Genomic DNA, 15,131 nt, shown 5'->3' with positions numbered 1-15,131 from the left:
CCTTGGTAGAGTACGTAGTTTCCCTCGATAAGCTCGGCGTCCATGATGTGGAGCATGTGGGGGGCAAGAACGCATCCCTGGGCGAGATGATCAGCAACCTCGCCGGTGCCGGTGTATCGGTACCAGGTGGCTTCGCCACGACCGCCCAGGCTTATCGTGATTTCCTGGAACTGAGCGGCCTGAACAAGCAGATCCACGATGCGCTCGATGCCCTGGACGTCGATGACGTCAATGCCCTGGCCAAGACTGGCGCCCAGATCCGCCAATGGATCATGGAAGCCGAGTTCCCCGAAAAACTGAACGCCGAGATCCGCACCGCTTTCGCCAAGCTGTCCGAAGGCAATCCCGACATCGCCGTCGCCGTGCGTTCCTCGGCCACCGCCGAAGACCTGCCGGATGCCTCCTTCGCCGGCCAGCAGGAAACCTTCCTGAACATCCGTGGCGTGGAAAACGTCATCCGTGCCGCCAAGGAAGTCTTCGCCTCCCTTTTCAACGACCGTGCCATTTCCTACCGCGTGCACCAGGGCTTCGACCACAAGCTGGTTGCCCTGTCCGCCGGCGTGCAGCGCATGGTCCGCTCCGAAACCGGCACCGCCGGCGTGATGTTCACCCTCGACACCGAGTCGGGCTTCCGTGACGTGGTGTTCATCACCGGCGCCTACGGCCTGGGTGAAACCGTCGTGCAGGGCGCGGTGAACCCCGATGAGTTCTACGTTCACAAAGGCACGCTGCAAGCCGGTCGTCCGGCCATCCTGCGCCGCAACCTGGGCAGCAAGGCCATCAAGATGATCTACGGCGACGAAGCCAAGGCCGGTCGTTCGGTGAAGACCGTCGACGTGGACAAGGCCGAGCGCGCGCGTTTTTGCCTGAGCGACGCCGAAGTCAGCGAGTTGGCCAAGCAGGCGATGATCATCGAGAAGCACTACAAGTGTCCGATGGACATCGAATGGGCCAAGGACGGTGACGACGGCAAGCTGTACATCGTGCAGGCCCGTCCGGAAACCGTGAAGAGCCGCACCCAGGCCAACGTCATGGAGCGCTACCTGCTCAAGGAAACCGGCACCGTGCTGGTGGAAGGCCGTGCCATCGGCCAGCGCATCGGCGCCGGCAAGGTACGGATCATCAACGACGTCTCGGAGATGGACAAGGTCCAGGCCGGCGACGTACTGGTCTCCGACATGACCGACCCGGACTGGGAACCGGTGATGAAGCGCGCCAGCGCCATCGTCACCAACCGTGGCGGGCGCACCTGCCACGCGGCGATCATCGCCCGTGAACTGGGTATCCCGGCCGTGGTGGGTTGCGGCAACGCCACCCAGTTGTTGAAAGACGGCCAGGGCGTGACCGTTTCCTGCGCCGAAGGCGATACCGGCTACATCTTCGAGGGCGAACTGGGCTTCGACATCAAGAAGAACTCCGTGGACGCCATGCCGGACCTGCCGTTCAAGATCATGATGAACGTCGGCAACCCGGATCGCGCCTTTGACTTCGCGCAACTGCCGAACGCTGGCGTGGGCCTGGCCCGCCTGGAGTTCATCATCAACCGCATGATCGGCGTGCACCCCAAGGCACTGCTGAACTACGACGGCCTGCCGCAGGACATCAAGGACAGCGTCGACAAGCGCATTGCCGGTTACAACGATCCGGTCGGTTTCTACGTCGAGAAGCTGGTGGAAGGCATCAGCACCCTGGCGGCGGCGTTCTGGCCGAAAAAGGTCATCGTGCGCCTGTCGGACTTCAAGTCCAACGAATACGCCAACCTGATCGGCGGAAAGCTCTACGAGCCGGAAGAAGAGAACCCGATGCTGGGCTTCCGTGGTGCTTCGCGCTACATCAGCGAATCGTTCCGCGACTGCTTCGAGCTCGAATGCCGCGCCCTCAAGCGTGTGCGCAACGAAATGGGCCTGACCAACGTCGAGATCATGGTGCCGTTCGTCCGGACCCTGGGCGAAGCGAGCCAGGTCGTCGATCTGCTGGCCGAAAACGGCCTGGCCCGGGGCGACAACGGTCTGCGCGTGATCATGATGTGCGAGCTGCCATCCAACGCGATCCTGGCGGAAGAATTCCTTGAGTTCTTCGACGGGTTCTCCATCGGTTCCAACGACCTGACCCAGCTCACCCTGGGCCTGGACCGCGATTCCGGGATCATCGCGCACCTGTTCGACGAACGTAATCCGGCGGTCAAGAAGCTGCTGGCCAACGCCATTGCCGCCTGCAACAAGGCCGGCAAGTACATCGGCATCTGCGGCCAGGGCCCTTCGGACCACCCGGACCTGGCCAAGTGGCTGATGGAGCAGGGCATCGAAAGCGTTTCGTTGAACCCGGACTCCGTGTTGGAAACCTGGTTCTTCCTGGCTGAGGGTCAGGCGGCGGTCTGATCGAGTGAAGGGGCGGTCAACGGTAATACTGTTTAAAGGCTGGTGAAGTTCATTGTGGCGAGGGAGCTTGCTCCCGCTGGACTGCGTAGCAGTCCCTTTCTTGTGAGCGCTTCGCACTCAAGCGGGAGCAAGCTCCCTCGCCACGGTTTTACTTATCCTCTTCAATGAGCAGCGTTACAGTTACACGACCCCTTTTTGATTGAAGTAGGGCGGGCTCCTGACAGATGCCGCCCTTTTTTGTGCAAGAGCATTATGCAAAGCAGCAGCAACCTCTTTCCTGTCGCCCTGATCAGCGCCGAGCGGCGCGGTGATCTGAGCGAAGACGTCTATCGCTTGAAACCCGGCAACAGCCCGGACGCCAGCGTCGAACTGGCCGTCACCCGGCTGGGCATGGCCGACGCCGGCGAAACCCGCGGGGTCCCGGTGATCCTGTTGCACGGCAGTTTTTCCAATCGGCGCTTCTGGTATTCCCCCAAGGGCCTGGGCCTGGGCGCGTACCTGACACGCCTGGGGTTCGATGTCTGGATCCCCGAGATGCGCGGCCATGGGTTGTCCCAGCGCAACCAGGGTTATCGCAACAATCGCGTGGCCGACTACGCCCGCTACGACTTGCCGGCCATTGGCGCCTTCGTGCGTGAGCAGAGCGGGCAAGTGCCTCACTGGATCGGTCATTCCCTGGGGGGCATCACCCTGGCGGCCGCCTTGGGCGGCCATTACCTGGGCAAGCCGGCGGTGGCTTCGGCGGCGTTTTTTGGTACCCAGGTCAGCCGTACCTACTGGCCGCTGAAGATTCCGCCAGTGGAGTGGAGCGGTCGCTTCATTCTCAAGCGTTTTGCCCAATTGTCCGGTTCAAGGCTCAAGCGCGGCCCCGAGGACGAGCCCATCGGCCTGGCCCTGGAAAGCATGCGCTGGTACGGCCTGTTCGGACGTTTCGGCGATGCCGAGAAGAACTGGTGGGCCGGGTTGGCCGATGTCCAGTTACCGGTGTTGGCCGTGAGTGCCGCAGGCGATCACCAGGACCCGACCTGGGCGTGCCGCAAACTCTTCGATCAGATCGGTTCCGAGCACAAGCAGTTTGTCTGCCTGGGCCGGGGACAGGGGTTCACCGAAGACTTTGGCCACGTCGAGATGCTGGTGAGCAAGGCCGCGCATCTTGAAGTCTGGCCGCTGGTGGTGCGTTGGCTCAAGGATCAGCAGGCCCCTTTGCTGGCGGAACAGCCCCAGTTGGCCGAGGCGGTTTGAGGCGAAGGCTCTGACAAGGGCATTTCGCTCTGGTCGGCTTGCGGCTAAGATATGACGCTTCAAGCGGTTCCAGTCACAAACGGTTGCTCATTCAGTCCGACGTTCCAGCCTTTCAGGAGTTGTTCGATGAACCATTACCTCACGCCCGACCTGTGCGACGCCTACCCGGAACTGGTGCAGGTGTTGGAGCCGATGTTCAGCAATTTCGGCGGCCGCGATTCCTTCGGCGGCGAAATCGTGACCATCAAGTGCTTCGAGGACAACTCGCGGGTCAAGGAGCAGGTTGAACTCAAGGGCAACGGCAAGGTGCTGGTGGTCGATGGCGGCGGTTCCCTGCGTCGGGCGCTGCTGGGAGACATGCTGGCGGAAAAAGCCGCGAAAAACGGCTGGGAAGGGCTGGTGGTCTACGGTTGCATCCGCGACGTCGACATCATTGCCCAGACGGACCTCGGGGTCCAGGCCCTGGCCAGTCACCCGATGAAGACCGACCGGCGCGGCGTTGGCGAACTCAATGTGCCGGTGACCTTTGCCGGCGTGACGTTTCGTCCGGGCGAGTATGTCTATGCGGACAATAACGGCGTGATCGTCTCGCCAAGCCCGCTGAAAATGCCTGAATGAAGCAGTACAGCCATAAGGGATGAGGATGTTCGAGGAAGAAAACGCGCAGTGGGGGCTGGTGCATGCCCTGGTGCTGGACGGTAAAGGCGGCGCGCGTTCCATAGCCCGGACCGAACTCGACGATTTGCAGTTGCAGGCCCATGAAAGCCTGTGGCTGCACTGGGATCGCAGTCATCCGCAAACCCACACCTGGTTGCGCAAATCCAGTGGCCTGAGCGAGTTCAACTGCGACCTGCTGCTCGAAGAAAACACCCGGCCGCGGCTGTTGCCGTTGCCCAATGCCGAGCTGCTGCTGTTCCTGCGGGGGATCAATCTCAACCCGGGCGCCGAACCTGAAGATATGGTGTCGGTACGGATCTTTGCGTCCGCCCAGCGGGTGATCTCCCTGCGCCTGCGTCCGTTGCGCGCCACCGATGAGCTACTGGCGCAACTGGCCGAGGGCAAGGGCCCGAAGACGGCGTCCGAACTCATCCTCTACATGGCGCAATACCTCACCAATAAGGTGCAGGACCTGGTCACCTGCCTCTCCGAAATCGTCGATGGCGAGGAAGAAAAACTCGATACCGACGAACGGTATACTCCCGAGCACGACGCCATTTTGCACATCCGTCGACGGGCTGCCGGGCTCAAGCGATTCCTGGCGCCACAGCGGGACATCTTCGGCCAGATGACGCGGCTCAAACTGCCATGGTTTTGCGACGATGACGGCGACTACTGGAACGAATTGAACAACAGCCTGACCCGTTACCTCGAGGAGCTGGAATTGACTCGAGAGCGCGTGGGGCTTGTGCTGGAGGCCGAAGACCGGCGCCTTTCGGTGCGCATGAATCGCACCATGTACCGCTTCGGCATCATCACCGGGATTTTCCTGCCGATGAGTTTTCTCACCGGCCTTCTGGGTATCAACGTCGGCGGCATTCCGTTTTCCGAAAGCCCCTACGGTTTCATGGTCGCGTGCTTGCTGATGATCTGCGTGGCGCTGGGGCAGTGGTGGTTGTTCCGTCGTTTGCGCTGGGTGTGATGGGGTTTCATGTGACCCGACGAAATTTGATCGCGTCTTCCACAGACATCACGAGAGGTGCGTATGCACGATCCGTTTGAACAGTCTTTGCGCGACATGCTCAAGGCTTCGCCGTCCAGCCGGGACGACGATGCATGCCTGGGACGTGTACTGAAAACCGCCAACCGCCAGGTCGGCGCCGGCGATCTGTTCAGCCTGCTGGGCCGCTGGTTGCCCGCGCTGATGATTGCCCTGAATAACGGATCGGCCCATCTCTCGCCGGTTTCCCGCCGTAAACCTGTTACTCGCACCGCTGATAAGGCTGATTGAATATGGAACTTGATCTCTGGACCCAGAGCCTCGTCACGGCGATGACTGCGTTGTGGACCAAAGTAGCTAACTTCATCCCGAATCTCTTCGGCGCCCTGGTGGTGCTGCTGTTGGGCTTTGTCGTGGCCAAGCTGCTGGACACGCTGCTGTCCAAGTTGCTCGCCAAGCTGGGCCTCGATCGCCTGATGGGCGGCACCGGCCTGACCAAGTTGCTGTCCCGTGGCGGCATCCAGGTACCGATCTCGACCCTGGTCGGCAAGATCGTGTACTGGTTTGTATTGCTGATTTTCCTGGTTTCCGCAGCAGAATCCCTTGGCCTTGAGCGAGTTTCGGCGACGCTCGATATGCTCGCATTGTATTTGCCGAAGGTTTTTGGTGCTGCGCTGGTATTGCTGGTCGGCGTTCTGCTGGCGCAACTGGCCAATGGGCTGGTGCGCGGCGCGGCCGAGGGCGTGGGGCTGGACTACGCCGCTGGCGTAGGGCGAATTGCCCAGGGCCTGGTGATCATCATCAGTATTTCGGTGGCGATCAGCCAGTTGGAGGTCAAGACAGACCTGCTCAACCACGTGATCGTGATCGTTTTGATTACCGTTGGTCTGGCGGTTGCGCTGGCAATGGGATTGGGGAGTCGTGAAATCGCCGGTCAGATACTGGCGGGAATCTATGTGCGTGAATTGTATGAGGTTGGGCAACAAGTGCGTGTAGGCGAGGTCGAAGGCCAGATCGAAGAGATTGGCACGGTGAAGACCACATTGCTGACCGAGGAGGGCGAGCTGGTGTCGCTTTCCAATCGGATCCTGCTGGAACAGCATGTGAGTAGCCGCTAACCCGGCAAATCCTGCTAATGTATGCCGCCGCAAAATGCCTGCTATCGCAGGCTGCGGCGCACATTGACCTAGACTGTCGGCCCGACTTGTTTTGAACAAACCCCAATCGCTATCTACGCGCTACGACCCCCGTGATCTCTCCGATGAGGAGTTGGTCGCGCGCGCGCATACCGAGCTGTTTCACGTAACGCGCGCCTATGAAGAATTGATGCGCCGTTACCAGAGAACATTATTTAACGTTTGTGCACGATATCTTGGGAACGATCGCGATGCTGATGATGTCTGTCAGGAGGTGATGTTGAAGGTGCTGTATGGCCTGAAGAACTTCGAGGGGAAATCGAAGTTCAAGACCTGGCTCTACAGCATCACCTACAACGAATGCATCACGCAGTATCGCAAGGAACGGCGAAAGCGTCGCTTGATGGACGCTTTGAGCCTGGATCCTCTGGAGGAAGCGTCGGAAGATAAGGCGCCCAAGCCCGAGGAGAAGGGGGGACTCGATCGCTGGCTGGTCTATGTGAACCCGATCGATCGGGAAATTCTGGTGCTACGATTTGTCGCAGAGCTGGAATTCCAGGAGATCGCAGACATAATGCATATGGGTTTGAGCGCGACAAAAATGCGTTACAAGCGCGCGCTCGACAAATTGCGTGAGAAATTTGCGGGCATTGCTGAAACTTAAGTTCGGCGCAAATATCTCTTACGTGTAGGCAAGTTCTGATAGACTTGCCGCCGAGTTGTCCCCCGGTTTGCGGGACTGCTTCACAATCACCAGATGGGGATTTAACGGATGAAACTGAAAAACACCTTGGGCTTTGCCATTGGTTCTTTGATTGCTGCCACTTCGTTCGGCGCTCTGGCACAAGGCCAAGGCGCAGTTGAAATCGAAGGCTTCGCCAAGAAAGAACAATTCGACAGCGCTCGTAACTTCAAGAACAACGGCAACCTGTTCGGCGGTTCGGTTGGTTACTTCCTGACCGACGACGTTGAACTGCGTCTGGCCTACGACGAAGTGCACAACGCCCGTACTGACGACGGCACCAACGTCAAAGGCGCCAACACCGCTCTGGACGCTCTGTACCACTTCAACAACCCAGGCGACATGCTGCGTCCTTACGTCTCTGCCGGTTTCTCCGACCAGAGCATCGACCAGAATGGCAGCAACGGTCGTAACCGTTCCACCTTCGCCAACGTTGGCGGCGGCGCCAAGCTGTACTTCACCGAGAACTTCTACGCCCGTGCCGGCGTTGAAGCTCAGTACAACATCGACCAGGGCGACACCGAGTGGGCTCCAAGCGTCGGTATCGGTGTGAACTTCGGTGGCGGCTCCAAGCCTGCTGCTGCTCCAGTTCCAGCTCCGGCTGAAGTCTGCTCCGACAGCGACAACGATGGCGTGTGCGACAACGTCGACAAGTGCCCTGACACCCCAGCCAACGTAACCGTTGACGCTGATGGCTGCCCAGCTGTTGCTGAAGTCGTACGTGTTGAGCTGGACGTGAAGTTCGACTTCGACAAGTCGGTTGTCAAGCCTAACAGCTACGGCGACATCAAGAACCTGGCTGACTTCATGAAGCAGTACCCATCCACCAGCACCACTGTTGAAGGTCACACTGACTCCGTCGGTCCTGACGCTTACAACCAGAAACTGTCTGAGCGTCGTGCAAACGCCGTCAAGAACGTTCTGACCAACCAGTACGGTGTTGAATCGTCCCGCGTTCAGTCTGTTGGCTACGGCGAATCCCGCCCAGTTGCCGACAACGCCACTGAAGCTGGTCGTGCAGTTAACCGTCGCGTAGAAGCGCAGGTTGAAGCCCAAGCTAAGTAATTAGCCTGGCGCTATAGAAAAGCCCGGCTTAGGCCGGGCTTTTCTTTGTCTGCGATTTGTGGGACGCAGCTTGTGCCAGACAGAACAATACCTGTGGGAGCGGGCTTGCTCGCGATGGCGGCGTATCAGTCAACATCAATGATGCGGACCCACCGCTATCGCGAACAGGCTCGCTCCCACAGGTTCGGTGTGGTTTGTTATAGCGCCGACGCCTGGACCCACGCAGGCTGCGATCCGGCGAGTTCAGCGGCCGCTGCCACCGCGCCAATCACCAGGATCGCCGGGCTCTTGAGTTGAAAGGCGTTCGCATCGGCTTCCATCGAGGCCAAGTCGCTGCGGCAGTCACGTTGATGGGGCAGGGACGCATTTTCGATCATGGCGACAGGCGTGTTCGCCGCCAAGCCACCGGCCAGCAACTGTTCGCGGATCTCGCTCAGTTTCGCCACACCCATGTACACCACCAGCGTCGTGCCGCTTTGCGCCAAGGCTTGCCAGTTCAGGCTACTGCCGTCCTGGGTGTGGGCCGTCACCAGCGTCACGCCCCGGGCAACCCCGCGCAGGGTCAGTGGAATATCGCATTGGGTCGCCCCCGCGAGGCCGGCGGTGATGCCATTGACCATCTCCACTTCGACACCCTGCTCGCGCAGCCACTGCGCCTCTTCACCACCGCGGCCGAAGATGCAGGGGTCGCCGCCCTTGAGGCGCACCACGCATTTGCCCTGGCGGGCATAACGCAGCATCAATCGATGAATGAAGGCCTGGGGTGTGGAGCGGCACCCGCCGCGCTTGCCCACGGCAATGATGCGTGCATCGGGGCAATGTTCCAGCACCGCTGCGTTGACCAGATCGTCGATCAACACCACGTCGGCCTCGCGCAGGGCGCGCACGGCTTTGAGGGTCAGTAATTCAGGGTCACCAGGACCTGCACCCACCAGCCAGACTTTTGCGTTCATAGTGTTTTCCTCACGAGATAGCCGCCAGCGGTTGCGCAGTGGCAACCAGCAGGCGCTTGATTTCCGGTACGCAGGAGCCGCATTGCGTGCCACAGCCCAGCTCCTGTTTGAGCCCCTGCAAGTCCAGGCCACGTTCAATACCTGCGCAGATCGCACGCTGGCTGACGTTCATGCAGTTGCACAGCGTTTTGCTGCCACCCGTTGCTGCGCCGACATTGCCCGGCGGCGCGCTCAAAGGCGCCAGCAGCCAGCGCCGCAGTTGTTCATCGGCACGACCTTCCAGCCACAGGTTCTGCAACCAGTGTCGGGCCAGGGTTTCGCCGGCCAGGCGAATAGCGGTGATGCGGCCGTTTTCTATGCGCACCCGCTTACCGATGGAGCGACGCGGATCGTCATAGGCCAGCACCGGCCCATCAATCAGACCCAATTGTTCGTCGATGGCCTGGAGCAGTTGCGGTTCAGGGGCAACGGCGCTGGCGGCGCGAATCAGCAATGCGGGACGCTCACGGCCAGTCAGGCTCAGGCTGACGTAGGAAAACGCCTCGCACAGGGGGCGCAGGGCCTCCAGATGCTGTTGAACATCGCCTTCGATCAAGGCGAAAAGCTGCCAAGGCAGGTTCACCGCTTCCAGGCGCACACCGCTGTGCTTGAGTTCCGGTTGTTTCGACAAGGGATCGAAGGCGGGTTGCGTCAGGGTATTGACCCCGCCCTTGAGGAACCGGTCGCCCCAGTGCATGGGTAGGAACGCCTGGCCGGGACGCACGCTGTCGTCGCTGTCCACGGCCACGATCACGCTGCCGCGACGACTCTTGAGGCTGACCAGGTCGCCCGCTTGCAGGCGATGGCGCTGCAGTTCGTCGGGATGCAGGCTGAGTACCGCTTCGTTCACATGACCAAACAACTGGGCGGCGGTGCCGGTGCGGCTCATGCCGTGCCATTGGTCGCGTAGCCGACCGGTGTTGAGGGTTAGCGGGTAGCGGGCGTCACGCAGTTCCTTGGCGGCGCGATACGGGTCGGCCACGAACCGGGCGCGGCCGCTGTCGGTGGGAAAAATCCCGTCCACGTACAGGCGCGCCGTTCCGACGGTCGCCCCTTCCGGGAAGGGCCATTGCTGCGGACCGAGTTGATCGATCAACGCATGGCTGATGCCGGACAAGTCCAGGTCGCGACCCCGGGTCAATTGCTTGTATTCATCGAACAATTGGGCCGGGGTTTCAAAGGCGAACAGGCTGGGCTGGCCGGGCCGCAGGCGTTTCTCCAGGCGCTGCGCGAAATCCACCGTGATTGCCCAATCCGGCCGTGCTTCACCCGGCGCGCCGATTGCCCGGCGGACGTGGGAAATGCGCCGTTCGGAGTTGGTCACCGAACCTTCTTTCTCGCCCCAGCTGGCCGCCGGCAGCAGCAGGTCGGCGAATGCGGCGGTTTCGGTGGTCCGGAACGCCTCCTGCAGGACCACGAACGGGCAGGCTTGCAGGGCTTCACGTACCGCGGTCTGGTCCGGCATCGATTGGGCGGGGTTGGTGCAGGCGATCCACAAGGCCTTGATCTTGCCGCTGCGAACCTGCTCGAACAATTCGATGGCGCTCAAGCCCGTGGTGGCGGGCAATTGCTCGACGCCCCAGTAACGGGCGACGTCGGCGCGATGCGCCGGGTTGGCGGCTTCGCGATGGCCCGGCAGCAGGTTCGACAGGCTGCCGGTTTCCCGTCCGCCCATGGCATTGGGTTGGCCGGTCAGCGAGAACGGTCCCGCACCCGGCCGACCGATTTGCCCGGTGGCCAGGTGCAGGTTGATCAGGGCGCTGTTCTTGGCGCTGCCGGCGGTGGACTGGTTCAAACCCATGCACCATAACGACAGAAAGCTTGGCGACGTGCCGACCCATTCGGCGCACTGATGCAGTTGTTCGACGCTGATGCCGCATAACTGGGCGACCATCGCCGGGGTGTAGTCGCGCACCAGGTTTTTCAGGTCCGCCAGGCCTTCGGTGTGGGCCTTGATGAAGTCGCGGTCAATCCAGTCTTCCCACAGCAGCAAGTGCAGAATCCCATGGAACAAGGCGACGTCGGTGCCCGGCAGGATCGCCAGGTGCAGGTCTGCCAGGTCGCAGGTGTCGGTGCGCCGGGGGTCGATGACGATGATTTTCATCTGTGGCCGGCGGGATTTGGCCTCTTCAAGGCGGCGAAACAGGATCGGGTGGGCGTAGGCCATGTTACTGCCGACGATCATCACGCAGTCGCTCAGCTCCAGGTCTTCATAGCTGCAGGGCGGGGCGTCGGCGCCGAGGCTGCGCTTGTAGCCCACTACGGCGGAGGACATGCACAGCCGCGAATTGCTGTCGATGTTATTGGTGCCCACCAATGCCCGGGCGAGCTTGTTGAAGGCGTAGTAGTCCTCGGTCAGCAGTTGCCCGGAGATGTAGAACGCCACGCTGTCCGGGCCGTGCTCGGCGATGGTCTCGGCGAAGACGCTGGCGGCGTGATCCAGGGCGCTGTCCCAGTCGCTGCGGGCCCGGGCCAGGCCTTTGCCCAGGCGCAGTTCCGGGTAGAGGGCGCGAGCGGCGAGGTCGCCGGTCAGGTGCAGGGTGGAGCCCTTGCTGCACAGTTTGCCAAAGTTGGCCGGATGGGCGGGATCGCCACTGACGCCGAGGATGCGCTCGCCGTCATGCTCGATCAGGACGCCGCAACCGACCCCGCAATAACAGCAGGTCGAGGCAGTGATCTGGCGGTTCATCAGCTTGCGTCCCGCAATGCCAGCTGCACCCGACCGTTCTCGACCCGTGCCGAATGATGATGGGCGCAGCCCACATCCGGAGCCTGGGCCTGGCCGGTTTCCAAGTCGATCTGCCAGTTGTGCAGCGGGCAGGCCACGCGCTTGCCGTAGACCAAGCCTTGTGACAACGGCCCGCCCTTGTGCGGGCAACGGTCATCGAGGGCGAAGACTTCATCGTCGCTGGTCCGAAAAATTGCGATATCGCCTTTCGGGCCATTGATGATGCGCGAGCCAAGGATATTGATTTCTTCCAGTGCGCAGATATCCAGCCAGTTCATGCCGGCACCTCCAGGTTTTTCACGGGGATGACCTCGAACTCTTTCTTCAGCTGGGGTTGTTCCAGGCGCTGTTTCCAAGGGTCCTGTTCCAGCGACAGGGAAAACTTCAGGCGTTCATGGAGGGCTTTGCGCCGTTCCGGGTCCTCAAGCACGGCTTTCTTGATGTGCTCCATGCCGACCCGCTGCATGTAGTGCACGGTGCGTTCGAGGTAGAAGGCTTCTTCGCGGTACAGCTGCAGGAAGGCACCGTTGTATTCACGCACTTCCTCGGCGGTCTTGAGCTTGACGAAAAACTCGGCGACCTCGGTCTTGATCCCGCCGTTGCCACCGATGTACATCTCCCAGCCGGAATCGACGCCGATAATGCCGACGTCCTTGATGCCCGCTTCCGAGCAGTTGCGCGGGCAACCGGAGACGGCCAGCTTGACCTTGTGGGGCGACCACATGTTGAACAGGTCGTGCTCCAGTTCGATGCCCAGTTGGGTCGAGTTTTGCGTGCCGAAGCGGCAGAACTCACTGCCCACGCAGGTCTTTACGGTGCGGATGGACTTGCCGTAGGCGTGGCCGGACGGCATGTCGAGGTCTTTCCACACGCCGGGCAGGTCCTGCTTCTTGATGCCCAGCAGGTCGATGCGCTGGCCGCCGGTGACCTTGACCATGGGCACGTTGTATTTGTCGGCCACGTCGGCGATGCGCCGCAGTTCCGAAGGATTGGTCACGCCGCCCCACATCCGCGGCACGACCGAGTAGGTGCCGTCTTTCTGGATGTTGGCGTGGGCGCGTTCGTTGATCAGGCGCGATTGTGGGTCGTCCTGGGCTTCGCCGGGCCAGGTGGAGATCAGGTAGTAGTTCAGTGCCGGACGGCAGGTGGCGCAGCCGTTCGGGGTCCGCCAGTTCAGGTAGCTCATGGCCCCGGCGATGGTCAGCAGGTGCTGGTCGCGGATCGCCTGGCGGATCTGGCCGTGGTTGAGGTCGCTGCAACCACAGATGGCTTTTTCGCTCTTCGGCTTGACGTCTGCCGCGCCACCCACGGTGTTGATCAGGATCTGTTCCACCAGGCCGGCGCAGGAGCCGCAGGAGCTGGCGGCCTTGGTGTGTTTCTTCACGTCATCGACGCTGAACAGCCCGTGTTCCTGGATCGCCTTGACGATGGTGCCCTTGCACACGCCATTGCAACCGCAGACTTCGGCGCTGTCGGCCATGCTCATGGCTTTGTCCTGGCCTTGGTGACCGACGTCGCCCAAGGCGTTCTCGCCAAACATCAGGTGATCGCGGATCTCGCTGATGCCGTGGTTTTCCCGGATCTGGCGGAAGTACCAGCCGCCATCTGCGGTATCGCCGTACAGGCAGGCGCCGACCAGCACGTCATCCTTGATCACCAGCTTTTTGTAGACGCCACCGATCGGGTCGGAGAGGGTGATGGTCTCGGTGCCTTCGCCGCCCATGAAGTCCCCGGCGGAGAACAGGTCGATACCGGTGACCTTGAGTTTGGTCGAGGTCACTGAGCCCTTGTAGGTGGCGAAGCCCAGTTGTGCGAGGTGGTTGGCGCAGACCTTGGCCTGTTCGAACAACGGCGCCACCAGGCCGTAAGCGGTGCCACGGTGGCTGGCGCATTCACCGATGGCGTAGATGCGCGGGTCGTAGGTTTGCATCGTGTCGTTGACCAGGATCCCGCGGTTGCAGGGGATGCCGGATTTTTCCGCCAATTCGGTATTGGGCCGGATGCCGGCGGCCATCACCACCAGGTCGGCGGGGATGATGTCGCCGTTCTTGAACTGCACCGAGCCGACCCGGCCATTGCCGGCGTCGTGCAGGGCCTGGGTCTGCTCGCTGAGGCGGAATTTCAAGCCCCGGTTTTCCAGGGCGGTCTGCAGCAGTTGGCCGCTGGTCTTGTCCAGTTGCCGTTCCAGCAGCCATTCGCCCAGGTGCACCACGGTCACGTCCATGCCCCGCAGCTTCAAGCCGTTGGCGGCTTCCAGGCCGAGCAGGCCGCCGCCGATGACCACGGCGTGCTTGTGAGTCTTGGCGGTGTCGATCATCGCCTGGGTGTCGGCGATGTCGCGGTAGCCGATCACGCCTTCCAGGGTGTTGCCGGGAATCGGCAGGATGAAGGGCGTGGAGCCGGTGGCGATCAGCAGGCGATCGTATTCGGCTTCGCTGCCGTCTTCGGCGATAACCCGGCGCTTGACCCGGTCGATCTCCACCACCTTGCGGTTGAGCAGCAGCTTGATGTTGTTGTCCAGGTACCAGCTCAGGTCGTTGAGCACGATCTCCTCGAACGTCTGCTCACCGGCCAGCACCGGCGAGAGCAGGATGCGGTTGTAGTTGGTGTGTGGCTCGGCGCCGAACACTGTGATGTCGTACAGCTCGTTGCTCAGCTTGAGCAGTTCCTCGAGGGTTCGAACCCCGGCCATGCCGTTGCCGATCATTACCAGTTTGAGTTTTTTCATCAGGGTTCTCCGCAAGCTCAGGTCCGCTTTATCACGGTGATCGGACTGGCTCGGCAATTTTTACGAAAACAAAAAAAGGCGTCCCGCTAGCAAGCTAGCGAGGACGCCTTTGTCCTGGTCCCGTTCTCTCGGGAAGCACCGCCTTCATCGTTGGAGGCGTTGCTTTATGTATGGTGAGAGAGGTTATGCAGTGGTTGTGCCAAGTGGCTTGAAGGTGCGGGTTTATTGAGCTGCGGGTTGGTTGAGCGGATTGGGGAGGGATTTATTGCACCGAATCAAAGCGTGTTGCCCGGTAATGGAGCGTTGTCGAGCGACGAGGCATTTTATGTGGCGAGGGAGCTTGCTCCCGCTGGGCTGCGCAGCAGCCCCCCTCTCAAGCTCGCTCAATCAACCTGATCCACCGTGTCGCCGGGTTCTAGGGCCGCTGCGCGCCCCAGCGGGAGCAAGCTCCCTCGCCACGGGG

Annotated in this window: 12 protein-coding genes; 8 read left to right on the top strand and 4 right to left on the bottom strand. The window is 61.3% G+C overall.

What is annotated here, in order from left to right; genetic code table 11:
• Window positions 1-2 precede the first annotated feature (2 nt).
• The 8 genes from ppsA to BLT00_RS16975 all read left to right on the top strand — a co-directional run bounded on the left by ppsA (window position 3) and on the right by BLT00_RS16975 (window position 8,220).
• Window positions 3-2,378 (top strand): phosphoenolpyruvate synthase, encoded by a 2,376-nt coding sequence (gene ppsA, locus BLT00_RS17010; protein WP_092144754.1) that lies wholly within the window; start codon window positions 3-5, stop codon window positions 2,376-2,378.
• 252 nt (window positions 2,379-2,630) lie between these two features.
• Entirely contained in the window at window positions 2,631-3,620 is a 990-nt protein-coding gene (locus BLT00_RS17005) for an alpha/beta fold hydrolase (protein WP_092144752.1), read from the top strand.
• 126 nt (window positions 3,621-3,746) lie between these two features.
• Window positions 3,747-4,238, top strand: a complete 492-nt coding sequence (gene rraA / locus BLT00_RS17000) for a ribonuclease E activity regulator RraA (protein ID WP_003199517.1) — start codon at window positions 3,747-3,749, stop codon at window positions 4,236-4,238.
• Window positions 4,239-4,263: 25 nt separating this feature from the next.
• Window positions 4,264-5,259, top strand: coding sequence for a zinc transporter ZntB (locus BLT00_RS16995; RefSeq protein WP_092144750.1), 996 nt, complete (start codon window positions 4,264-4,266; stop codon window positions 5,257-5,259).
• 63 nt (window positions 5,260-5,322) lie between these two features.
• The gene (locus tag BLT00_RS16990) at window positions 5,323-5,568 is read left to right on the top strand and encodes a hypothetical protein (protein WP_003199521.1); all 246 of its coding nucleotides are present in this window, start codon (window positions 5,323-5,325) and stop codon (window positions 5,566-5,568) included.
• Window positions 5,569-5,570: 2 nt separating this feature from the next.
• Window positions 5,571-6,395, top strand: coding sequence for a mechanosensitive ion channel family protein (locus BLT00_RS16985; protein ID WP_003199523.1), 825 nt, complete (start codon window positions 5,571-5,573; stop codon window positions 6,393-6,395).
• 91 nt (window positions 6,396-6,486) lie between these two features.
• On the top strand, window positions 6,487-7,077 hold the full coding sequence (sigX, locus tag BLT00_RS16980) for an RNA polymerase sigma factor SigX (RefSeq protein WP_003183614.1): 591 nt from the start codon (window positions 6,487-6,489) through the stop codon (window positions 7,075-7,077).
• 108 nt (window positions 7,078-7,185) lie between these two features.
• Window positions 7,186-8,220 carry an OmpA family protein gene (locus BLT00_RS16975; protein WP_092144747.1) on the top strand — a complete coding sequence of 345 codons (1,035 nt, stop codon included), beginning with the start codon at window positions 7,186-7,188 and terminating at the stop codon, window positions 8,218-8,220.
• Between the two features lie 197 nt (window positions 8,221-8,417).
• On the opposite strand, the gene cobA is transcribed toward BLT00_RS16975, so the two are convergent.
• From cobA to nirB, 4 genes are read right to left on the bottom strand one after another with little or no spacing between them, the layout of a single operon-like run.
• Window positions 8,418-9,173, bottom strand: a complete 756-nt coding sequence (gene cobA, locus BLT00_RS16970) for a uroporphyrinogen-III C-methyltransferase (RefSeq protein ID WP_063322263.1) — start codon at window positions 9,171-9,173, stop codon at window positions 8,418-8,420.
• A 10-nt stretch (window positions 9,174-9,183) separates the two neighbouring features.
• Window positions 9,184-11,901, bottom strand: coding sequence for a nitrate reductase (locus BLT00_RS16965; RefSeq protein WP_092144745.1), 2,718 nt, complete (start codon window positions 11,899-11,901; stop codon window positions 9,184-9,186).
• Window positions 11,901-12,218 (bottom strand): nitrite reductase small subunit NirD, encoded by a 318-nt coding sequence (gene nirD, locus BLT00_RS16960; protein ID WP_014337336.1) that lies wholly within the window; start codon window positions 12,216-12,218, stop codon window positions 11,901-11,903. Before nirD ends, BLT00_RS16965 begins: the two co-directional genes overlap by 1 nt.
• A complete protein-coding gene (gene nirB / locus BLT00_RS16955) occupies window positions 12,215-14,668 on the bottom strand; it encodes a nitrite reductase large subunit NirB (RefSeq protein ID WP_092144743.1) in 2,454 nt (817 codons plus the stop codon). The genes nirD and nirB overlap by 4 nt, the downstream gene beginning before the upstream one ends.
• Between the last annotated feature and the right edge of the window lie 463 nt (window positions 14,669-15,131).

Origin of the sequence: Pseudomonas sp. NFACC51, assembly GCF_900103575.1 — a bacterium.
In the GTDB taxonomy this organism is placed as follows: domain Bacteria; phylum Pseudomonadota; class Gammaproteobacteria; order Pseudomonadales; family Pseudomonadaceae; genus Aquipseudomonas; species Aquipseudomonas fluorescens_Q.
Note: the sequence above shows the minus strand (reverse complement) of the source record. Positions and strands in the feature narration are given on the sequence as shown.

Coding starts and splice junctions, on each gene's coding strand:
- BLT00_RS17005 (WP_092144752.1), top strand. CDS start 2,631: ATGCAAAGCAGCAGCAACCTCTTTCCTGTCGCCCTGATCAGCGCCGAG.
- rraA (WP_003199517.1), top strand. CDS start 3,747: ATGAACCATTACCTCACGCCCGACCTGTGCGACGCCTACCCGGAACTG.
- BLT00_RS16995 (WP_092144750.1), top strand. CDS start 4,264: ATGTTCGAGGAAGAAAACGCGCAGTGGGGGCTGGTGCATGCCCTGGTG.
- BLT00_RS16990 (WP_003199521.1), top strand. CDS start 5,323: ATGCACGATCCGTTTGAACAGTCTTTGCGCGACATGCTCAAGGCTTCG.
- BLT00_RS16985 (WP_003199523.1), top strand. CDS start 5,571: ATGGAACTTGATCTCTGGACCCAGAGCCTCGTCACGGCGATGACTGCG.
- BLT00_RS16975 (WP_092144747.1), top strand. CDS start 7,186: ATGAAACTGAAAAACACCTTGGGCTTTGCCATTGGTTCTTTGATTGCT.
- cobA (WP_063322263.1), bottom strand. CDS start 9,173: ATGAACGCAAAAGTCTGGCTGGTGGGTGCAGGTCCTGGTGACCCTGAA.
- BLT00_RS16965 (WP_092144745.1), bottom strand. CDS start 11,901: ATGAACCGCCAGATCACTGCCTCGACCTGCTGTTATTGCGGGGTCGGT.
- nirD (WP_014337336.1), bottom strand. CDS start 12,218: ATGAACTGGCTGGATATCTGCGCACTGGAAGAAATCAATATCCTTGGC.
- nirB (WP_092144743.1), bottom strand. CDS start 14,668: ATGAAAAAACTCAAACTGGTAATGATCGGCAACGGCATGGCCGGGGTT.